Below are 20,371 nucleotides of genomic sequence, written 5' to 3' on the forward strand. Positions count from 1 at the left end.
TTTCTCGTCGAAAGTGGTAAGGCCAATCGATCATCTGTAGAGTATGCTTTCTGTTACGCGACTGCATAAATGGAGACAAAACCTCTGATGACCGACACCAAGATCCCCGAACTCCGCATTCCCGCCGAGGCCCTCCACACCTACGTCCGCACGATCTGGGAGCGCGCTGGCAGCACGCCGCGCGAGGCGCAACTCGTGGCCGATCATCTCGTGATGGCGAACCTGTCAGGCCACGATTCACACGGCGTCGGGATGATCCCGCGCTACGTCGCCTCGCTCGCGGACGGCGAACTCAAGCTCAACGCTCACGCCGAAATCGTCCGCGATGCGGGCGCGGTGTTGACCATCGACGGCGTCAAGGGTTTTGGCCAGGTCGTCGCCTACGAGGCGATGGAGCACGGCATCGAGCGCGCGAAAAAGCTCGGCGTCTGCGCGGTCGGCCTGCGCAACGCGCACCACATCGGGCGCATCGGGCACTGGGCCGAGCAGTGCGCGAAGGCCGGCCTCGTGTCGTTTCACTTCGTGAACGTCGCGGGCGACCCGCTCGTCGCGCCGTTCGGCGGCATCGACCGGCGCTTCGGCACGAATCCGTTCTGCGCCGCGTTCCCGCGCGACGGCAAGACGCCGCTCGTGCTCGATTTCGCGACGAGCGGCATCGCGTACGGCAAGACCCGCGTCGCGTACAACAAGGGCGTGAAGGTCGCGCCGGGCTACCTGATCGAACACGACGGCACGCCGACCGTCGAGCCGAAGGTGATGCACGAGGAGCCGTTCGGCTCACTGCTGCCGTTCGGGCTGCACAAGGGATTTGGTCTGGCCGCCATGTGCGAAATTCTCGGCGGCGCGCTGTCGGGCGGTTACACGACGCGTGAAAGCACGTTGCAGAAGACGAGCGCGATCATGAATTGCATGACGTCGGTGATCCTCGATCCGAACGCATTCGATGCACCCGCAGCGCAGGAAGAGGCGGAGGCGTTTATCGAGTGGGTGAAGGCGTCGCCGGTGCAGGCGGGCGTCGAACGCATCTACGCGCCGGGCGAACCGGAGGACGCGCGCCGCGAAGAGCGCGGCGCGAACGGCGTGCCAATCGATCCGACGACCTGGCAGCAGATTCGCGATGCGGCGGCGGCGTCGGGGATGGCGGGTGAGGAGATCGAGGGGTTTGTGAGGCAGTTGCGGTAGGGATTCGAGAATCGCTGGCCGGTGTAGTGCCGGTCACGTGAGCGGGATCGAAGCTTGATGTAGCTGCGGGCGCGAAAACCGCGAAAACCGCGAAAAAAGCCGTTCCGCACGTGTTGGAATGGCTTTTTTCTCTTCAGACCAGCGGCATCACGCCGTACTCGTAATCAAACCATCTCGTTCTTGATCCACTCCACCACCGACGTGCGCTTCGGCGACCATCCAAGCAGTTCCCGCGCCCGCTCGCCGCGCACCCGGCTGTTCGACCCGAGCCCGTACGACGCCATCTCATAACCCCATTCTTCCTTCGCGGCGTCGAGCGGCCAGTCCTGCGGCTCGCCCAAACCCAGCACCTCAGCCATCGCCGTCGTCATTTCGCGGAACGGCGCTTCACCGCTCTCGATGAAATAGAACGTCCCCGGCGGCGTCTTGTCGAGCGCGCGGCGGTACGCATCGACGACGTCGTCGATATGCACGTTCGACCAGATATTGCGCCCCGGCCCGACGTGGCGCACGACGCCGCTCTTCTGCGCCTGCTTGAGCAAGCGCGGCAACTGCACGCTCGCCGCCGACGGAATCGCGCCGTGCCCGTAGATCAGCGTGTTGCAGAGCACGGCCGAGCGCACACCGCGCCTGGCGGCGTCGAGCACGAGGTTGTCGATCGCGACGCGCGGCGCCTTGTCGGCTGTCGGCTCGGGCAGGTTGTCCTCGCGATAGATCGCCTCCGACGCCTCGCCGCCGGATGCATCGCCGACGATGCTCGAACCGCTCGTGTGCAGGAACGGCTTGTTCGAGCCTTCGAGCCCTTCGATCAGCGCTTCGACCGCGCCGCGATGGTCGCTGCTGGCGGCGTTGATGACGGCGTCCGCCGCGCGCGCTTCGGCGACGAGGAGCGCGCGGTCGTCGAGGCTGCCGAGCACCGGTTCGATGCCGAGGCGTTTCAGTTCGTCCGATTGCTCCGCGCGCCGCACGAGGCCGCGTACCTGATGGCCGTCGCGCACGAGACCCGCCGCGATCGATCCACCGATAAACCCGCCTGCGCCAGTCACAAAAATTTTCATGGTGCTGCTCCTTTGAAAGGTGTCGATGAAGGGCAGTATGGGCCGTTTCGACTTTCGCAAAAACAGTGCTAGTCTCAAATCAATCTTGATTTTGAGTCAACAAATAAGCGATGAAGACTAACACCGACGAATTGCAGGTCTTCGTGAGCGTGATCGATTGCGGCTCGATCACGGCGGCGGCCGAGGCGCTGCGGCAGACCGTCTCCGGCGTGAGCCGCGCGCTCACGCGGCTGGAGACGAAACTCGACGCCACGCTCGTGCGCCGCACGACGCGCCGTCTGCAACTGACCGACGAGGGCGAACTGTTCCTCGCGCGCGCCCGGCTGATCCTCGCCGCGATGGACGACGCCGAGGAAGCCATCGTGCGGCATCGCGAGCGGCCAGCGGGGCGGCTGCGCGTCGATGCCGCGTCGCCGTTCATGCTCCACTGCATCGTGCCGAACGTGAAGGCGTTCAACGCGCTCTATCCCGATATCACGCTGGAGCTGACGAGCAACGAGCGCATCGTCGACCTGATGGAGCAGCGCGTCGATATCGCGATCCGGCTTGGCGCGCTACAGGATTCGACGCTGCACGCGCGCTCGCTCGGCAGCACGCGCTGGAGGGTTCTCGCGACTCCGGCGTATCTGGCGGAAAACGGCGAGCCAGGCGACGTCGATGAATTGCTGCGGCATCGGCTGATCGGCTTTACGGCGCCGGAAAGCCTCAATGACTGGCCCCTGCGCGATGCCCGCTCCGGCCGCGCGTTCGTGACGATCACGCCGGCGCTCGCGGCATCGAGCGGCGAGACGATCCGGCAACTCGCGCTGAACGACTGCGGGATCGCGTGTCTGTCCGAGTTCATGACCGCCGCCGACCTGCGCGCCGGCCGCCTGCGCGCGATCCTCGACGACTCCACGGCCGACGTCCGCCTGCCGGTCAACGCGGTGTACTACCAGAGCGCGTCGATGGCGGGCCGGGCGCGCGCGTTCCTGGATTTTCTGGCGGCGAAGCTGGCGGGGTGATGCGCGGCTGCGTATGCTTGGGCGTCTCCTCAACCACCCGACCGACGATGCCAATCGAAGCCCTCAACGCCCCCGGCCTGCCGATCCCCGCCGGCCACTACAGCCACGCGACGCGCGCGGGCAACCTGATCTGCGTGTCCGGCCAGTTGCCGATGCGCCCCGACGGCACCCACACCGGCGACCAGCCGTTCGCGGTGCAGGCGGAACAGACGTTATCGAACCTGCGCACAGTGCTCGCGGCGGCGGGCGCCGAACTGAAAGACTGCATCGAAGTGACGGTGTACCTGGTTGGCGTCGAACACTGGAAGGAATTCAACGAGATCTACGCGCGCCATTTCGGCGACTGGAAGCCCGCGCGCGCGGTCGTGCCCGTCGGCGCGCTGCATTACGAGTACTTGCTGGAGATCGCGGCGCGCGCGTGGGTCGAGCGCGACTGATTTTGCTCGCCCGGCCATCGCTCTTATTATTGCGATGTCCGGTCAATACAGGTTGCGTCATGGTCCAGCTCGTTTTGCTTCTCCTCGGCGTCGACTATTTGCGCAGGCGCTGGCGCACGCTGTTCGCCGTCGGCCTGTTGTGGCTTCTGATCGGCGTAGGCGTTTTCATCGACGCGCTCGACAACGCCATTTATTTCCCGATGCAGTTCCTCGCCTATCTGCTGCTTACCGAGGGCGTGGCGACGCTCGCCGTCGCGTGGACCGGCGCGGGCGGGCAGCGCGTGCTGCGCTACGTGAAGGGCGCGGCGGTCGTGCTGGCGGCGGCGCTGATTCTGGCCGGCCATCACCACGGCAACTTCGTGCTGTCGATGATCTTCGGCATGCTCTTTCTCGCCGACGGTCTTTTGCAGGCGGTGTCGGCGTTCGTCGTGCGCTATCCGCGCTGGCGGGTCGTGCTGGGGTTTGCGATCGTCGAAATTTTGCTCGCGATATTTTTCTTCCAGCCGTATCCGACGCATTACGTCGGCACGGCGCCTTATTGCCTCGGCCTCGGGCTCGCGTTCGGCGGCTGGAACCTCCTGTGGATCGCGTTGCGCGTGCGCGCGTTGCAGCGCATCCCGCCGGAACGAAAGCGCACGCTGAACCTGTCCGACGACGTGATCGCGGACCACACGATCGTCGATACATCCGCGACCCAACTTGCCGCCGACGATAGCCCATTCGAATGGGACGGTCCTCCTGCGCCGGACGAAAAAGCGCTGACGGTCCACGTGTGGACGCCTGTCGGCTCGGCTCGGACGCAGGCGCAGCGCTCGCTGATCGTCGACCGCTACATCGCGGCCGTCGATGCAAACGGCGTCATTTCGACCGGTCACGCCGCGCTGGAATCTCCGGAGGGCGTCTACATCAGCCTCTATCCGGGCGTGGAAATCGACCGCTCGCCCGACGAATTCGGCCGTATCCTGCGCGCGACCCGCGAAAACGACGTGCCCGGCGTGTTCCAGCGGGACTACGCGACGGAATCGAAAGCGTGGTGCGAATCGACGACGAAAGTCCGCATCCGTAACTACAGTCCCGAGCGTTTGGGCGAATTCTGGGGCGCGTATCGGCAGAACCTGACGTACAACCTGACGTATCGCAACTGTTCGAGCACGGTGTCGAACGCGCTCGAAGCCGCGCTGGAAGGCGCGGTCGGCCGATTTCACGGACGCGATACCGGCTGGCGCGCATTCTGGCGCCTGCTCGTCACGCCCGAGCTGTGGGTCGCGGCGCAAATCCGCAAGCGCGCCGCGACGATGGCCTGGACGCCCGGCCTCACGCTCGACTATGCGCGGGCGCTCAGCATGCTCGCCGACCCGCGCCCGTTCGGCTGGCTCAAGATGGCGCGGCTCGCGCTGCGCCGGATGATGCGCTCGCGGCGCGGCTGGCGGCAGGAAGCCGTCGATGCGGCGGATGCGCGGGCGGGGCGGGTTTAGGCGCTTCGAGCTACGCAGCGCCGCGCGCCGGCCGGCCGCGGCGCGCGTACGCCGCAGCTACGCGCGCAGAGGGCGGTTTGGCTGCCACCAGACCTGACGTTGCACCGAAATCACGGGTGCGAGCGGCCGTGAGCACCCGTCCACCGCTTACGCCAGATCCAGCGCCCCCGTCAAATCCCCCAACGGCGCTTCCCCATTTGCCGCAAACGCCCGATCCCGCGCGACGACACCATCGAGCGGCGGCAAATCATGCACCCGCGAGATAAACCGCAGGATCGAGTTCGTGTCGTACACCGTGTGATCGACGTAACCCTTCTTCGCGAGCGGCGAGATCACGAGCGCGGGAATCCGCGAGCCCGGCCCCCAGCGATCGCCCTTCGGCGGCGAGACGTGATCCCACCAGCCGCCGTTTTCATCGACGGTGACGACCACGACCGTGTTCTCCCACTGCGGCCCGCGCTGAATCCGCTCGATCACGTTCGCGATGTGCCGGTCGCCCGATTCAACGTCCGCGTACCCGGCGTGCATGTTCAGGTTGCCCTGCGGCTTGTAGAACGTGACGGCGGGCAGGCGCCCCGCGTCGATGTCGGCCATCAGCTTGTTGGTCGACGGATCGTCTCCGAGGCCGGCGTCGCGCAGATGCTGCGCCCGCGCCTGCGTGCCCGGCGCGAAGCTGCGGAAATAGTTGAACGGCTGATGGTGATACTGGAAATCGGGGACCATGCCCGTATCAGCGTGTTCGAGCGCGTACTGCCACGCCCCGCTATACCACGCCCAGTCGACGCCCTTCGCCGAGAGCCTGTCTCCGATCGTCGCGTAATCCTGCGGCGGAAGCACGCGCGGATTCGACAGGTCCGCGAGCGACGGATCGCCATGCTCGGCAGGGCGCACGTTGCTCGGCTGATAGGGCGGCGCCATTGTGTTGACCGCGTAACCGTCGGCGGTGAGCGCGCCGTCGCGCACGAACTTGGGCGGCCCTTCCAGCGCCGATTTCGGCGAATCCGGCGCGAGTTTCAGGCGCGTGCCAGTGAGGTCGTCGCCTTCCACGACCGACGTGAGCTTCGCCGCCGGCCCGCTGCTCACGTTCGGATAGAACGGCGCCTGCGCGGAAATCAGGAAGATGTGATTCAGCCACGAGCCGCCGAACGCCGACATGAAGAAGTTGTCGCAAAGCGTGTACTGGCTCGCGAGACCCCAGAGACGCAGCGTATCGGCGGAATTGCGGTAGTGCCCCATCACGAGGCCGCCCGAGTCGCCCCACGCGGCGAACTGGTTGTTGCGCCCCGCATTGATCTGCATCTGGTTCTGATAAAAACGGTGCACGAGATCGCGCGTGATGACGCCGTTCGGCAGCGGCTGGCCCTGCGCGTCTGTCAGGCGGAACGGCGTGTTTGCGAGGCCGGTGATCTGGTTCTCGGCAATGGCATAGCGTTTGCCGTTCACTTCCTGCGCCTGCGGCACGAGCCCGCCCCAGATGGCGGGCAACTTGGCGAGCTGCGTGTTGCCGTCGCGATCGAGCTGAAGATAGCGCGACGCCGGCACGGAATCGAGCGGATACTGGACCCCGGGAAAATTGCCGTACAAATTGGTGAAGCTGCGGTTTTCCGCGTAGATCACTACGATGCGCTTGATTTTTGCCTGCAGCGTGCGGTCAAGCGCGAGATCGGCGGCGGTCTTGGGTGTCGCGGATTTCTGATCGAACAGGTTGCAGCCGCCGAGCGACAGGCCCGCGAGACCGACGCCCGCAGCGAGCAGACGCCGCCGGGCGGGATCGGTTGGCGCATCGCTTGCGGAAGAAGTGGGAAGGTCGTCACGCGGATCGTCGGTCTGGCTCATCGCTCTGGCTCCTTTGGGTCGCTTAGCGGCTTACTCTGGTCCGATGCTTCGATGCGCGGCGGCGCGCGCCAAGCATTATCGTCAATGACGTGGCGCGCGCCAACCTTTCGGAACCGGGGGCTTACCCGCGTCGCGCGCCGCTCTTCGAGTGCATCGGAACTGCATGTTGCCTGCAACGGAACGTCGCGAGAAGTCGGCCGAATGGCATAGGCCTAACTCACAATCGGGCAAAAACGCGCACGCCTGTGCGAAAGCCCTATGCCTTTTGGCTGACTGGAATCCATCACGGCGCGCGACTACTATCAACGCATCGACAGTCAGCTCAGGACCAGCTTGATGCCTACGAGGACGAGGGTAGCCGCGAGCAGGTTGCGCAGGAGCGCCTCCGGTGCCTTGGCCGACAGCATGCTGCCGAGCACGATGCCCGGCAGCGAGCCGACGAGCAGCGAGACGAGCAGCGACCAGTCGACCGAGCCGAGGAGCCAGTGGCCCGTCCCGGCGATCAGCGTGAGCGGCACGGCGTGGGCGATGTCCGAGCCGACGATGCGCGCGGTCGCGAGCCGCGGGTAGAGCAAAAGCAGGACAGTCACGCCGATCGCGCCCGCGCCGACCGAAGTGATCGAAACGAGCGTGCCGAGGATCGCGCCGGTGAGTACGGTCCACAAGACAGTGCGCTGCGGATTGTCCGGCCGGTTGCGCCCTTTGTTATAGGCGAGCCGCGCGAGCTGAGGCCGGAATACGAGCGAAACTGCCGTGATCAGGAGGGCCGAGCCGAGAATCATCTGGATCAGTCTGGCCGTGCCCGGCGCGTGCAGGCCGTAGCGGTTGAGCAGCACGAGCGTGACCGCGGCCGCCGGCACGCTGCCCAAGGCGAGCCGCCCGGTGATGCGCCAGTCGACGGAGCCCTTGATCCCGTGGACGAGCGTTCCGGCCGTCTTGGTTGCGGCGGCGTAGAGCAGGTCGGTGCCGACGGCGGTCGCCGGATGGATGCCGAACAGGAGCACGAGCAGCGGCGTCATGAGGGACCCGCCGCCGACGCCCGTCAGGCCCACGAGGAAGCCGACGGCCAGTCCGGATGCAGAATAAAGTAAGTCGATATGCGGAAATGACATTCGCGCGGAGAACCCGTTAGGCGTGAGACGGTCGAAAAACCGTCGATGATAGCCGGTCGGCGGCGCTGCCGTCCTGCTGGCTTCTTTTGCCCCAGCCATCGCGAGGCCGGAGGCGCGCATGCGGCGCGGTGAAAACCGTCAGCATGCACGACCCGGCGCTCACTCAAGTCAATCCAGGAAGGTGCAAATGGAAACGAAGCAACCGAAACCCCCGCGCCCCGACGACGCATTCATCCCGAACGAGCACGCGAACATCGCGAGCGAGCAGCAGTTCGTGCTCAAGTCCGGCAACACGTTCGCCGTCAACGACGCGAACGGGGACATTCGCGGCCACGACGACGGCCTCTTCGTCAACGATACGCGCGTGCTCTCCGAACTGGTGCTGACCTTCGGCGGCCGGGCGCCGTCGCTCCTGTCGGGCAGCGTGTCGAGCGATAACGCCGTCTTTACGGCCCACCTGACCAACAAGCCGCTGCCGCCGATCGGCGGGGCGCGCACGCCCGAGGGCGTGATCCACGTCGAGCGCAAACGCGTGCTGTCGGGTCATGTGCTGCACGAAAGTATCGTGCTCACCAATTACGGGACGGAACCGGCCACTGTGCCGCTGTCGATTTCGTTCGCCGCCGACTTCCTCGACATGTTCGAAGTGCGCGGCAGCACGCGCGCAAAGCGGGGCACGATGCGCCCGCCAATGGTGGAAAACGGCGAAGTCGTGCTGCGCTACACCGGTCTCGACGAAGTGGAGCGCACGGCGCGCATCCAGTTCACGCCCGCGCCCGATTCGCTCACGCCGAGCCGCGCTGATTACGCGCTCAACATCCAGTCGGAAACGGCGATTTCGATCTACCTGTCGGTCACGGCCACGACGCACGCCCTGAGCGACGCGAGCGAGCAGAGCAAGCGCGATGCGTCCGAAGCGGCCGAATGCGCGCCCGAATCGGGGCGCCCGGCGATCCGCGAGGCGCTCGTGGAAGCGCACCGGCGCATGCGCGAGCGGCGCCGCGCGACGGCGCGCGTGCGTTCGAGCAATCCGCTGTTCAGCGAATGGATCGACCGCTCGCTCGCTGATCTGGGCCTGCTCACCACCGATCTCGAAACCGGCCCGTATCCGTACGCCGGCATTCCGTGGTTCTCCACGGCGTTCGGCCGCGACGCCATCATCACGTCGCTTCAGATGCTGTGGCTGCAGCCGACGCTCGCGCGCGGCGTGCTGCGCTTTCTCGCGGCGCATCAGGCGCGCGAGGATTCGGCGTTCCGCGACGCCGAGGTCGGCAAGATCATGCACGAGACGCGCAAGAGCGAAATGGCCGCCACCGGAGAAGTCCCGTTCGCGATGTACTACGGCGGCGTGGACAGCACGCCGCTCTTCGTCGTGCTCGCGGGCGCCTACGTGGAACGCACCGGCGACCGCGCGCTGATCGACGAACTGTGGCCGAACCTGCAACTCGCCACGCAATGGATCGCGCGTCATTGCGACAAGAACGCCTGGGGCCTGCTCGACTATCAGCGCGCGTCCGAGCACGGCCTCGCCAATCAAGGCTGGAAGGACAGCCAGGACTCCGTGTTCCACGCGGACGGCCGCTTCCCCGACGGCCCGATCGCGCTCGTCGAAGTGCAGGCGTACGCATCGACGGCATTCGCGACAATGGCGCGCCTCGCCCGCAAGCGCGGCGCGAAGGAAGAGGCGCTCGATTACGAACGGCGCGCGCAGAACATCCGCGACCGCGTCGAGGCGATGTTCTGGATGCCGGATTCGGAGTTCTACGGCATAGCGCTCGACGGCCACGGCGCGTTGTGCAGCGTGCTCGCGTCGAATGCGGGGCATCTGCTCGCGTTCGATCTCGTCGAGCGGGAGCGCGGCGAAGCGGTCGCGCGGCAACTCGAATCCACGCTCTTTCACACCGGCTGGGGCGTGCGCACGCTCGCGGCGGGGCAGCCGCGCTTCAATCCGATGTCGTATCACAACGGCTCGGTGTGGCCGCACGACACCGCGATGTGCGCGCGCGGCCTTGCGCGCTACGGCGATCGCGGCGGTGCGGTGCGTCTGTTACAGGCGCTGTTCGAGGCGGCCGTGACTTTCGACATGCGTTTGCCGGAGCTGTTCTGCGGCTTCACGCGGCAGCGCGGCGAAAAGCCGATCGCGTATCCGGTCGCGTGTCTGCCGCAAGCGTGGGCGGCGGGGGCGCCGTTCATGATTCTGGAAGCGTGTCTCGGCGTCACGATCGATGCCGAGCGCGACGAAGTGCGGATCGACCGGCCGCAGTTGCCGGATGGTATCGACTGGCTGGAGATCGGCGATTTGCGGGTCGGCCAGCAGAGCGTGTCGATTACGTTCCGGCGTGTCGGCGGGCAGGTGGTGCCGTCGGTGGAAGGGGACGTGCGTGTAGTGGCGGTGCTGTAGGTTCGGATGGCTCCGGCAGTCAGTAGATAGCGACGCGGAAAGCCGCAAAAAAGAAAAGGTCCAATCGGCGCAAGCCGAATTGGACCGTTCCGGTCAGTCTGATTTCAACGCCAGGCGAGAGCCTCGCGTCGAGGCGAAGCTCAAACCGCGACGCTCCCCACATAGTTCTCCGCAAGCGCCGTCGCGGCGGCGCGCGAAGTCGTCACGTGTTCAAGTTCCGCGACCTGCAGGCGCTGCTCGAACGGCGAGGTGTCGTCGAGCTTGTGCAGCATGCGCGTCATCCACCATGAGAAGTGCTCCGCGCGCCAGACGCGCTTGAGCGCCGTCTCGGTGTAGCTCGCGAGCTTGTCGTTCGCGCCTTCCTTATAGAACGCGGTGAGCGCGGCCGTCAGCACCTTCACGTCCGATACCGCGAGGTTCAGTCCCTTCGCGCCGGTCGGCGGCACGATGTGCGCGGCGTCGCCGGCCAGGAAGAGCTTGCCGCACTGCATCGGCGTGGACACGAAGCTGCGCATCCCGACGATGTTCTTCTGGAAGATCTTGCCTTCGGTGATCTGCCAGCCGTCGGCGGTATCGACGCGGGCGTGCAGTTCAGCCCAGATGCGGTCGTCGGACCATGCATCGGCGGTGTCTTTCGGGTCGCACTGGAAGTACATGCGCTGGACGCCCGGCGAGCGCGTGCTGATCAGCGCGAAGCCGCGATCGTGGCGCGCGTAGATGAGTTCGTCCGACGAGGGCGGCGCCTCGACCAGGATGCCGAACCAGCCGAACGGATAGACCTTCTGGTAATCCTGGCGCAGCGCCGCCGGAATCGAGCCGCGCGCAACGCCCTGCGAGCCGTCGCAGCCGATGATGAAGTCGCATTCCAGCTCTTCGTCGCGGTCTTCATGGCGGTACTTGATGCGCGGCTTCGCGTCGGCGGAGGCGTCGAAGTCGTGCAGGGAGACGTTCGAGACGTCGAACTTCAGCGCGCCGTCGGCGGCGATGCGCGCCGCGACCAGATCCTTGATCACTTCGTGCTGGGCGTAGACGGTAATCGCATGGCCGGTCAGCTCGGTGAGCGCGATGCGGCGGCGCTGGCCTTCGAACGCCAGCTCGAAGCCGTGGTGCAGCGCGCCTTCGGCCTGCATCCGCGCGCCCAGACCAGCTTCGTTCAAGAGGTCCATCGTGCCCTGTTCGAGCACGCCGGCGCGGATCGTCGATTCGATGTCGTTCTGGCTGCGCGCTTCGAGCACGACCGAGTCGATGCCACGCAGATGAAGGAGGTGGGAAAGCAGAAGGCCAGCCGGGCCCGCGCCAATGATGCCGACTTGAGTACGCATGATGTCTCCGTGAAAGCGTTGATGTTGTGGAAACAGTGTCGTGCTGAGCCGCCTTATCGCGCAACGCGATACGACGGATAGCGCGTATGCATTATCGAGATAGAGGCGAATGTGCCGAGATGAAACGAATCATCGGATCGAGCGGCGGGAATTCGGCCGTTCCTTCATGCGCATGGGTTTCGAGGCGGTCCGCGCGATGCGCGTGCAGTTCCAGCAGGTCGATATGGGAGGCGGCGCTGCCATCGTCGTCCGGGAAATCCCTGATCGCGAGGAGCGGGCAGCGCAAGCCGTGCAACTCGCCTTCGATTGTCCATTCGTGGTGCGCCGCATGGCAGGCGAAGCGCTCGCGGAGCTTGGCCGGTTCGAAGGCCGCACGCGCGCGTAGCAGATGCGCTACCTGCGGCGACTGCGAAAACATCCGGGGCGCGATCAAGATAGCGCCCGCCAGGCCGCGCGGATGCTCAGCAGCGTAGAGCAGCGCAATCGTCGCGCCCTCGCGATAACCGACGATCCACATGCGGGGATCGATGTCGAGCGCTTCGAACAGGGCGGGCAGGATGTCGCGCGCCTGATCGCGCAAGGACAAACCGCCGGCTAGTCCGCAGACCAGCCCGCGAAGACCAAGCGTGCGCACGAGCCTCGCCGGCCAGTCGCTGGACGGATCGATCGTGCCCTTCGCGAGAAACACGATCGCCGGCGCACCGCCGCATTTGCCGCCGAGCCACTCGCATTCGAGCGCGACGGCGCCGCGCGACGCGTTCGCACAAAGCGTGACGATTTCGATCATGCGTCGAGTCCGAACGATGTCCGCTGATCGAAGTCTAGGCGTTCCGTGCGCGCGACGGGTCCGTCGCTTGCTGCGAAAGCGAATCGATCCAGCCAGCGGAGAACCCACATGACGCAAATTTCGTATCCGAAGCCGCCGTTCCCCGATCAGCAGCAGGACCGCCAGCCCGGCCTGACCGCGCCGCTCGATCCGCAGCCGGACCACGGCGAGAAAAGCTACAAGGGCAGCGGACGCCTCGCGGGCAAGGTCGCGCTGATCACCGGCGGCGACAGCGGCATCGGTCGGGCGGTCGCGATCGCGTATGCGCGCGAGGGCGCGGACGTCGCGATCTCCTATCTCGACGAGGACGAAGACGCACAGGAAACCGCGCGCTGGGTCGAGGAAGCGGGCCGCCGTCCGCTGCTCCTGCCCGGCGACATCACTGACCGCGCGCATTGCCGCGAACTGGTCGCGAAAACGGTCGATATGTTCGGGCGCATCGACGTGATCGTGAACAACGCGGCCTACCAGATGACCTACGACGGCCTGGACGACATCAGCGACGACGAGTGGGACAAGACCTTCTCAACGAACATCGGCGCGATGTTCCGCATCGTCAAGGCGGCGCTGCCGCACATGAAACCCGGCAGCGCGATCGTCAACACGAGTTCGGTGAACGCCGACGCGCCGAATCCGGGCCTGATCGCGTACGCGACCACCAAAGGCGCGATCCAGAATTTCACTGGCGGTCTGGCGCAATTGCTGGCGGAAAAGGGCATTCGCGCGAATTGCGTCGCGCCGGGGCCGATCTGGACGCCCCTGATTCCCTCGACGATGCCGCCCGAAAAGGTCAAGAATTTTGGCTCGCAAGTGCCGATGAAGCGCGCCGGCCAGCCTGCGGAACTCGCCTCGGCCTACGTGATGCTCGCCTCGGACGAATCGAGCTACACGTCGGGCGCGACCATCGCGGTGACGGGTGGCATGCCGATCATCTAGCGGGATATGATGATCGGCTCGATTTCCCGATACCGCTCACCATGCAAATCCTCGTCGATGCCGACGCCTGCCCCGCCATAGTCAAGGACATCCTGTTTCGGGCGGGGCCGCGCGTCGAAGTCTGCGTGACGCTCGTCGCGAACCAGTACCTGCGCACGCCGCCGTCGCCGTTCATCAAATCGGTGCAGGTGCCGGCGGGCTTCGATGTCGCCGACGCACGCATCGTCGAACTGGCCGTGGCGGGCGACCTGATCATCACGGCAGACATTCCGCTCGCGGCGGGCGTGCTGAAGAAGGGCGCGCATGCGCTCGATCCGCGCGGAGAGTGGTTCAGCGCGGAAAACATCGAGGAGCGGCTGACGATCCGCTCGATGATGGATCAGTTGCGCAGCACGGGCGTCGATACGGGCGGGCCGTCGCCGTATAGCCCTCGCGATGGCAAGAACTTCGCCGCGCAACTGGACCGGTTTCTGGCCAAATACCGCGCGTCGAGGACGAAATGAACGTGCGCCGACTCACGACCGCCGACGCCACCGACTATCGTGACATTCGTCTGGAAGGATTGCGTCTACATCCAGACGGCTTCGGGGCGTCCTATGAAGACGAAAAATCCGAGCCGCTCGCGTGGTTCGAAACGCGCATCGCGAACCACGCGGTGTTCGGCGGCTGGCTCGCCGACGGCACGCTCGGCGGCGTCGCGGGCCTTCTCGTTCCCATCGGCGCTAAGCTGAAACACAAAGGCGTGCTCTGGGGCATGTACGTGCGGCCGGCCGCGCGCGGCACGGGGCTCGCCGCCGCGCTCGTCGAAAAGGTGCTGGACCACGCGCGCGGCGTCGTCGAGGAAGTGCAGCTCGTCGTCGCGCCGGACAACGAGGCGGCGATCCGCCTCTATCGCGCGGCGGGCTTCGAGCAGTTCGCCCGCGAGCCGCGCGCGCTCAAGATCGACGGTGTCTATCACGACTCGCTCTTGATGACGAAGCCGCTTCAGTAATCCGCCGCTTCCTTCAACTGCTTGCGACGATATTCGCCTACGCGCGCGAGCATCCACCCTGGATATTCGGCCGGCAACTGGCTGACTTCATCGAGTGCGGCGAGCTCGTCGTCGTTCAGGCGCACGTTGGTCGCGGCGATGTTGTCGTCGAGCTGCTCGACGCGCTTCGCCCCGATGATCACGCTCGTCACCGGTTTCTGGTGCAGGAGCCACGCGAGCGCGATCTGCGCGACCGAGACGCCCTTCGCTTCGGCCATGCTGCGCATCGCGTCGATGCAGTCGTACGCGCGCTCGACGTTCACCGGCGGGAAATCGAACTTCGTGCGGCGGCTGCCTTCTTCCTTGCCGCCTTCGCGCGTGTATTTACCGGACAGCAACCCGCCCGCGAGCGGACTCCACACCAGCAAGCCGACGTTCTCGCTCTGCAACAGCGGCACGAGTTCGCGCTCCAGATCGCGCCCTGCGATCGTGTAATACGCCTGCAGCGACTCGAAGCGCGCGAGCCCGAGCCGCTCGGAAATCCCGAGCGCCTTCGCGATCTGCCACGCCGCCCAGTTCGACACACCGATATAGCGCACGTGGCCGTGCTGAACGAGGGTGTCGAGCGCGCGCAGCGTCTCTTCGATCGGCGTCGCGGGGTCGAAACCGTGGATCTGGTACAGATCGACGTGATCGAGTTGCAGGCGCTTCAAACTCGCCTTCACGCCGTCGATGATGTGAAAGCGCGAACCACCGCGCGAATTCACGCTTTTCGTGCCCGTTTCGCCGTGAATCTTCGTTGCGACGACAACGTTCTCGCGCGGCACCTTCAGGTTTTTCAGCGCCTGCCCAGTGATGATTTCCGACTGGCCGTCGGCGTAGACGTCGGCGGTGTCGATGAAATTGATGCCCGCTTCCAGCGAGCGGCCCACGAGCCGGTCGGCGTCCGCCTGTTGCAGCGTGCCGATGTTGTCCCAGATACCGCCGCCCCCGCCGCCGAACGTCATCGTGCCGAGACAGAGTTCCGAGACGAACAGGCCGGTATTGCCGAATTTTCTGTAGCGCATTGATTGCTCCTTCAAAGCGTGGCAGTTGCAGTCCGGCCATGAACGCCGCCCGCCAAGGTGCGAGTAAGCGCAGGCCGTGCTGCTGCTCGTGCAGTATCTTCCCGGCCGCTCTGCGACCCATAGCCTGATCCTGTCGAATCATTGCCCGTTCCTGCAAACGGCGCGGGGTGCCATGAGCGAATTCGCGTGCGCGCGAGTAAGCTAGGTGCACTCCCTTTCTGAAGTGAAATCATGGCCCTGAACGAGACGGCGGACTCCGCCAACGACTTCTCGCATGTTCCGAACGACCCGCCGCGCACGCCCGATCCTTCGCTCGATGGTGCGCGGCTCGACCTCGTGGCGCTCCTCGACCGCTTCACCATCGGCTGCGAGGGCACCATCGAAACACCCGTGCCCGGCTTCTACCTGCATCGCGTGATGAATCCCGGCGGACCGAAGCACGGCATCCAGACGCCCGCGCTCGCCTTGATCGCGCAGGGCTCGAAACGCGTGATGGTCGGCGACGATGTGTATGTCTACGATCCACTGCATTACCTCGTTTCGTCGGTGGATTTGCCGGTGATGGGGCAGGTGACGGTCGCAAGCGAAACCGAGCCGTATCTCGGGCTGCGGCTCGATCTCGACGTGGAAGCGATCACCGAGCTGATCCGCGACGAAAAGCTGCCGCCCGCCACGCATTCGGACGCCGCGCGCGGACTCTACGTGAACCGGCTCGGCGCGCCGATGCTCGACGCCGTGCTGCGCCTGCTTCGTCTGATCGATACGCCCGAGGACATTCCGATCCTCGCGCCGCTGGTCAAGCGCGAGATTCTGTATCGGCTGCTGATGAACGGGCCGGGCGCGCGGCTGCGCCAGATCGCGCTCACCGACAGCCAGACGCAGCGCATCGCGAAGGCGATCCTGCTTCTGCGACAGAACTTCGACCAGCCGCTGCGCGTCGAGGCGATCGCGCGCGACGTGCACATGAGCGTGTCGTCGCTGCATCATCACTTCAAAGCCGTCACCGCGATGAGCCCGCTGCAATACCAGAAGCAGTTGCGCCTGCAGGAAGCGCGCCGGCTGATGCTGCTCGATATCGCCGATGCCGCGACCGCCGCGCATCGCGTAGGGTATGAGAGCGCGTCGCAGTTTAGCCGCGAGTACAGCCGCCTGTTCGGCGCGCCGCCGTTGCGCGACACGAGGCGCTGGCGCGAAGAAGCAGGCGCGTGAGTCACGCTTCGATGTCAAACAACTGAAAGCACGAACTGCGACCCAATCCGGCGAAGCATCTTTTTTTTCGTCACTCGCGGAATAGTTTGGCGCCGCCAATCGTTCTACGGGTACTTCACAGGAGGAGATGAAATGAAGAAGCAATTCCTGATGGCCGCAGCCGCTGGCTTGCTGTGCGCGTCGGTGAGCGTGCTGGCGGCGCCACCGAAGGTCGCGAACGGCATGGCCGTCGACGAGAACGGCATGACGCTCTATACGTTCGACAAGGACACGGCGGGCAGTCCGAGCGCCTGCACGGGTGGCTGCGCGCAAGCGTGGCCCGCCGCGGCGGCGACCGACGCCGACCAGCCCTCCGGCGCATGGACCACGGTCGCGGCCGAAGGCGGCAAGCAGTGGGCCTACAACGGCAAGCGGGTCTACCGCTTCGCCAAGGACACCAAGCCGGGCGACAAGAACGGCGACAACTTCCGCGACGTCTGGCACGTCGTGAAGCCCTGAGGCGGTGAACCGGACATGCTGCCGCCATCGAGCGTCCTTGCGCGGCGCCATCGGCGGCAGGCTCCGATCAACGACTTGATCAACCACGCTTCAATCGGCGACGCGCCTTGACCTTCGAGACCGAACTGCTCACGCACCTGCCGCAGTTGCGCCGTTATGCGCGCGCACTGACGGGCGACCGTGCCTGGGCCGACGACCTCGTCCAGGACGCGACCGAGCGCGCGCTCGGCCGCTCGAAGGCGTATCAGGCTGGCAGCAACCTGCGCGCGTGGCTGTTCACGATCATGCGCAATCTTTATATCGATCAATTGCGCGGCCGCCGCGACATCGCCGTCGACGACGAAACCGCGCCATGGCGGCAAATGGCGGCGCCGGTCGGCGAAGTCGACGGGCTCGTGCTGCGCGACGTCCAGCGGGCGCTTTATTGCCTGCCGGTCGAACAGCGCGAAGTGATGCTGCTCGTGTGCGTCGAGGAAATGAGTTATCAGGAGGCATCCGTGGTGCTGAACGTGCCGGCCGGGACCGTGATGTCGCGCCTCTCGCGAGCGCGCGAACACATGCGGGTCCTGCTCGGTGAAGAGCCGGGACGCAAGGCGTCGGCGTCGTCGCTGAAAGTGGTGAACCGCACATGACGCATCCTGACCGTCCCGATCAAGCGCACGACCCGCGCGATCCCCGTGATCCACGCGACCCGCCGGATGTGCAGTCGCTATCGGCGTATGTCGACGACGAACTTGGCGATGCGGAGCGCGCGGTCACCGCCGATCGCATCGCGCGCGATCCCGCGAGCGCCGCGACCGTGGCCGCGTACCACGCGCAGGACAACGCCCTGCGCGCGCTCTTCGCAGCGGAGGCCGAACCGCAGGTCGTGGTGATGCGTCCGCGTGCCCGCGAGCGATATCTGATGGCGGCGTGCTGGCTCGTTGTCGGCGTGGCTTGCGGCTATTTGTTACACATGCTCGTGCCTGCGCTCGGCAACAACCGGCCGCCGTTCGCCGAGCGTGCCGACATCGCGTACGCGGTCTATGCGCCCGAGCAGCGACATGCGGTGGAAGTAGCGGCGGCGCAGCAGGATCATCTCGTCAACTGGCTGTCGAAGCGGCTGAACCGCACGCTGACGATTCCGTCGCTCGCGGAGTACGGGTTCCAGTTGGTGGGCGGGAGACTCTTGCCGGGCGAAGAAGGACCGGCCGCGCAGTTCATGTATCAGAACGCCGCGGGCGAGCGCCTCACGCTCTACACGACGACGGTCACGCGCGCGCAAGGCAAGATCCGCATGCTGCGCGATGGGCCGCGCACCACGTATTACTGGGCGGGGAATGGCGCGGGCTATGCGCTTTCAGGGCAAATCGGCGAGGAGAAGCTGCAGGCGATCGCCTACGACACCTGCAAGGAACTCGGCGGCGATCCGAAGAGCTGGTAGCGGCGCTTCGTCTGACAAAAAAAGCCGGGACGTGTCCCGGCTTTTCGATGCATTGGATGAGTATCAGTAGTAGTGATGCACCGGCGGCGCGTGATGGTACTTCACCGGATGACGGCGTTCCCATTCGCTGCGCGCCCAGTACCTATGGCCGTCGTAATAGCGGTCGCCGTGCCAGCCCCGTTCTACGGTGTGAACGTATTGCGGACGATGATCGTCAGCCGATGCGACGTTCATCAGGCCCATGCCGAGCGAGGCAGCGAGTGATACGAGCAGCAGTGTCTTCTTGGTCTTGTTCATGATCGTGTTTCTCCGATAGCGGTAGTCGTGCAGGTCTTGGTGCAAGCAAGTGGTTCAGTACCGGTAGTAGTCGCGGTGATGGTGGTATCCCCCGTCGCCCGGGACGATGATGCAGCCGCCGAGCGACGTGCCCAGCAAGGCAGCCAGGGCTGCGAGGATCGCTATTTTTTTCATCGGTTTCTCCGTGTGAATCCGTGAAATCAATTTAGCGAATCGGCAAATGACAAGCCGTATGCGTTTGTAAGTAAAAGTTTGGTTTGAAATATATGGATCGTCGGCTTGGACGGTCTGCTTGTTCGTTGCGATTGATTCCAAGCGATTCATACGGAGTGAACATGTCGCACATCAGCACGGGCGTGGAGTACGCGTTGCACTGCATGCTCTATTTGACGGAACAGCCGCACGGCGTACGCGATGCAAGCGTGCGCGATCTTTCGGACCTGCAGGGCGTGCCGGTCGATTACGTCGCGAAGCTCTTCACGAAGCTGCACAAGGCGGGGCTCGTCGTTGCCACTGAAGGCGCGAAGGGCGGCTTTGCGCTCGCGCGTCCGCCGGAGCAGATCAGCGTGCTCGATGTGGTCGATGCGATCGACGGCGAAAAGCCGATCTTCGAATGTAGAGAGATTCGCTCGCGCTGCGCGGTGTTCGACGCGGACCCGCCACCGTGGTCGACGAGCGGCGTGTGCGCGGTCCACGCCGTCATGCGCAACGCGGAGAAGCGCATGCGGGAGGCATTGGCCGGCGATTGCCTTGCCGATCTCGCTGCGCGTGTAGTGGCGAAGGCGCCGCGTGGTTACGGGCCGCAAGTGGTGAAGTGGCTCGACGATCGCACGACGAACCGGCGCGTCGCGCGCGCCGAGCGGCATGAAGAGGAACCCTCGGAGTCGTGACGCTTATCGAACGATGGCTGGCTTTATATTCGGCGTCAGCGAAACCCCCACGACATTCCCATCGCGCACGCCGCACTTGCTGTCGACGCGCGTCCATTGCGACTTGCCGCGCGACTTCGCGAACGCACGCATTACGATGATCTTGTCGACGGGAATCGGGTTGCCGACGCTGAAGATCGGCGAATCGCTCTCGATCTTCGCGGAGAGCACACGCCGATCCGGCACGATGAACGTGTCGTACTTCGGCGCAAGCTCGACGAAGTGATCGAACGCGGCTACGCATTTGATGACGGTGCTCGGTACGTGCATGCGCGTCAGGTAGTCATAATCCTTCGAGGGATCGGGCGTTTCCTGCGCGTGTACTATCTGGTACACGCAGCCCGTGAACAGCAGCGCGATGAGCGCGAAGGGAGCTTTCATGCGATGGG

At 65.3% G+C, this 20,371-nt stretch carries 21 protein-coding genes; 13 read left to right on the plus strand and 8 right to left on the minus strand.

Features of this window, described 5'->3' with window-relative positions; genetic code table 11:
* Positions 1 to 87 precede the first annotated feature (87 nt).
* Positions 88 to 1,182 carry a malate/lactate/ureidoglycolate dehydrogenase gene (locus AWB65_RS03920; protein WP_087665885.1) on the plus strand — a complete coding sequence of 365 codons (1,095 nt, stop codon included), beginning with the start codon at positions 88 to 90 and terminating at the stop codon, positions 1,180 to 1,182.
* Between the two features lie 164 nt (positions 1,183 to 1,346).
* On the opposite strand, the gene AWB65_RS03925 is transcribed toward AWB65_RS03920, so the two are convergent.
* Complete coding sequence (locus AWB65_RS03925) at positions 1,347 to 2,240, minus strand: NAD-dependent epimerase/dehydratase family protein (RefSeq protein WP_087665886.1); 894 nt, start codon at positions 2,238 to 2,240, stop codon at positions 1,347 to 1,349.
* Between the two features lie 110 nt (positions 2,241 to 2,350).
* Here AWB65_RS03925 and AWB65_RS03930 point away from each other — a divergent pair, with 110 nt between their 5' ends.
* The 3 genes from AWB65_RS03930 to AWB65_RS03940 are packed head-to-tail and all read left to right on the plus strand — an operon-like array spanning position 2,351 to position 5,156.
* A complete protein-coding gene (locus AWB65_RS03930) occupies positions 2,351 to 3,244 on the plus strand; it encodes a LysR family transcriptional regulator (protein ID WP_087665887.1) in 894 nt (297 codons plus the stop codon).
* A 47-nt stretch (positions 3,245 to 3,291) separates the two neighbouring features.
* A complete protein-coding gene (locus AWB65_RS03935) occupies positions 3,292 to 3,681 on the plus strand; it encodes a RidA family protein (protein WP_087665888.1) in 390 nt (129 codons plus the stop codon).
* Positions 3,682 to 3,740: 59 nt separating this feature from the next.
* The gene (locus AWB65_RS03940; protein WP_087665889.1) at positions 3,741 to 5,156 is read left to right on the plus strand and encodes an HdeD family acid-resistance protein; all 1,416 of its coding nucleotides are present in this window, start codon (positions 3,741 to 3,743) and stop codon (positions 5,154 to 5,156) included.
* Positions 5,157 to 5,303: 147 nt separating this feature from the next.
* Here AWB65_RS03940 and AWB65_RS03945 read toward each other — a convergent pair whose 3' ends face one another.
* Both AWB65_RS03945 and AWB65_RS03950 read right to left on the minus strand, forming a co-directional pair.
* A complete protein-coding gene (locus AWB65_RS03945; RefSeq protein WP_087665890.1) occupies positions 5,304 to 6,992 on the minus strand; it encodes an acid phosphatase in 1,689 nt (562 codons plus the stop codon).
* A 317-nt stretch (positions 6,993 to 7,309) separates the two neighbouring features.
* On the minus strand, positions 7,310 to 8,104 hold the full coding sequence (locus AWB65_RS03950) for a sulfite exporter TauE/SafE family protein (protein WP_087666038.1): 795 nt from the start codon (positions 8,102 to 8,104) through the stop codon (positions 7,310 to 7,312).
* A gap of 187 nt (positions 8,105 to 8,291) precedes the next feature.
* On the opposite strand from AWB65_RS03950, the gene AWB65_RS03955 reads away from it, so the two are divergent.
* Positions 8,292 to 10,505 carry an amylo-alpha-1,6-glucosidase gene (locus tag AWB65_RS03955; protein ID WP_200821657.1) on the plus strand — a complete coding sequence of 738 codons (2,214 nt, stop codon included), beginning with the start codon at positions 8,292 to 8,294 and terminating at the stop codon, positions 10,503 to 10,505.
* A 140-nt stretch (positions 10,506 to 10,645) separates the two neighbouring features.
* Here AWB65_RS03955 and AWB65_RS03960 read toward each other — a convergent pair whose 3' ends face one another.
* Together AWB65_RS03960 and AWB65_RS03965 are read right to left on the minus strand one after the other, a co-directional pair.
* The gene (locus tag AWB65_RS03960) at positions 10,646 to 11,827 is read right to left on the minus strand and encodes a 4-hydroxybenzoate 3-monooxygenase (protein ID WP_087665892.1); all 1,182 of its coding nucleotides are present in this window, start codon (positions 11,825 to 11,827) and stop codon (positions 10,646 to 10,648) included.
* A gap of 91 nt (positions 11,828 to 11,918) precedes the next feature.
* Positions 11,919 to 12,614 (minus strand): alpha/beta fold hydrolase, encoded by a 696-nt coding sequence (locus AWB65_RS03965; RefSeq protein WP_087665893.1) that lies wholly within the window; start codon positions 12,612 to 12,614, stop codon positions 11,919 to 11,921.
* 108 nt (positions 12,615 to 12,722) lie between these two features.
* On the opposite strand from AWB65_RS03965, the gene AWB65_RS03970 reads away from it, so the two are divergent.
* The 3 genes from AWB65_RS03970 to AWB65_RS03980 are packed head-to-tail and all read left to right on the plus strand — an operon-like array spanning position 12,723 to position 14,580.
* On the plus strand, positions 12,723 to 13,589 hold the full coding sequence (locus AWB65_RS03970; RefSeq protein WP_087665894.1) for an SDR family oxidoreductase: 867 nt from the start codon (positions 12,723 to 12,725) through the stop codon (positions 13,587 to 13,589).
* 41 nt (positions 13,590 to 13,630) lie between these two features.
* Positions 13,631 to 14,092 carry a YaiI/YqxD family protein gene (locus AWB65_RS03975; protein ID WP_087665895.1) on the plus strand — a complete coding sequence of 154 codons (462 nt, stop codon included), beginning with the start codon at positions 13,631 to 13,633 and terminating at the stop codon, positions 14,090 to 14,092.
* Entirely contained in the window at positions 14,089 to 14,580 is a 492-nt protein-coding gene (locus tag AWB65_RS03980; RefSeq protein ID WP_087665896.1) for a GNAT family N-acetyltransferase, read from the plus strand. Before AWB65_RS03975 ends, AWB65_RS03980 begins: the two co-directional genes overlap by 4 nt.
* Here the strand turns inward: AWB65_RS03980 and AWB65_RS03985 are convergent.
* On the minus strand, positions 14,574 to 15,626 hold the full coding sequence (locus tag AWB65_RS03985) for an aldo/keto reductase (RefSeq protein WP_087665897.1): 1,053 nt from the start codon (positions 15,624 to 15,626) through the stop codon (positions 14,574 to 14,576). The two genes, AWB65_RS03980 and AWB65_RS03985, sit on opposite strands and share 7 nt — an antisense overlap.
* A gap of 231 nt (positions 15,627 to 15,857) precedes the next feature.
* Here AWB65_RS03985 and AWB65_RS03990 point away from each other — a divergent pair, with 231 nt between their 5' ends.
* The 4 genes from AWB65_RS03990 (at position 15,858) to AWB65_RS04005 (ending at position 18,756) form a co-directional block, all read left to right on the plus strand.
* Positions 15,858 to 16,835 (plus strand): AraC family transcriptional regulator, encoded by a 978-nt coding sequence (locus tag AWB65_RS03990; RefSeq protein ID WP_087665898.1) that lies wholly within the window; start codon positions 15,858 to 15,860, stop codon positions 16,833 to 16,835.
* A gap of 132 nt (positions 16,836 to 16,967) precedes the next feature.
* Positions 16,968 to 17,333 (plus strand): COG4315 family predicted lipoprotein, encoded by a 366-nt coding sequence (locus AWB65_RS03995; RefSeq protein ID WP_087665899.1) that lies wholly within the window; start codon positions 16,968 to 16,970, stop codon positions 17,331 to 17,333.
* Between the two features lie 107 nt (positions 17,334 to 17,440).
* Positions 17,441 to 17,965, plus strand: coding sequence for an RNA polymerase sigma factor (locus AWB65_RS04000; protein WP_087654302.1), 525 nt, complete (start codon positions 17,441 to 17,443; stop codon positions 17,963 to 17,965).
* Positions 17,962 to 18,756 (plus strand): anti-sigma factor family protein, encoded by a 795-nt coding sequence (locus AWB65_RS04005; RefSeq protein ID WP_087665900.1) that lies wholly within the window; start codon positions 17,962 to 17,964, stop codon positions 18,754 to 18,756. The genes AWB65_RS04000 and AWB65_RS04005 overlap by 4 nt, the downstream gene beginning before the upstream one ends.
* A 63-nt stretch (positions 18,757 to 18,819) precedes the next feature.
* Here the strand turns inward: AWB65_RS04005 and AWB65_RS04010 are convergent, their stop codons facing one another.
* On the minus strand, positions 18,820 to 19,053 hold the full coding sequence (locus AWB65_RS04010) for a hypothetical protein (protein ID WP_087665901.1): 234 nt from the start codon (positions 19,051 to 19,053) through the stop codon (positions 18,820 to 18,822).
* A gap of 335 nt (positions 19,054 to 19,388) precedes the next feature.
* Here AWB65_RS04010 and AWB65_RS04020 point away from each other — a divergent pair, with 335 nt between their 5' ends.
* Positions 19,389 to 19,943, plus strand: coding sequence for an RrF2 family transcriptional regulator (locus tag AWB65_RS04020; RefSeq protein WP_087665903.1), 555 nt, complete (start codon positions 19,389 to 19,391; stop codon positions 19,941 to 19,943).
* A 3-nt stretch (positions 19,944 to 19,946) separates the two neighbouring features.
* On the opposite strand, the gene AWB65_RS04025 is transcribed toward AWB65_RS04020, so the two are convergent.
* Positions 19,947 to 20,363 carry a BspC domain-containing protein gene (locus AWB65_RS04025; RefSeq protein ID WP_125474063.1) on the minus strand — a complete coding sequence of 139 codons (417 nt, stop codon included), beginning with the start codon at positions 20,361 to 20,363 and terminating at the stop codon, positions 19,947 to 19,949.
* Positions 20,364 to 20,371 lie beyond the last annotated feature (8 nt).

This window comes from Caballeronia humi, from assembly GCF_001544475.1.
GTDB classification, from domain to species: domain Bacteria; phylum Pseudomonadota; class Gammaproteobacteria; order Burkholderiales; family Burkholderiaceae; genus Caballeronia; species Caballeronia humi.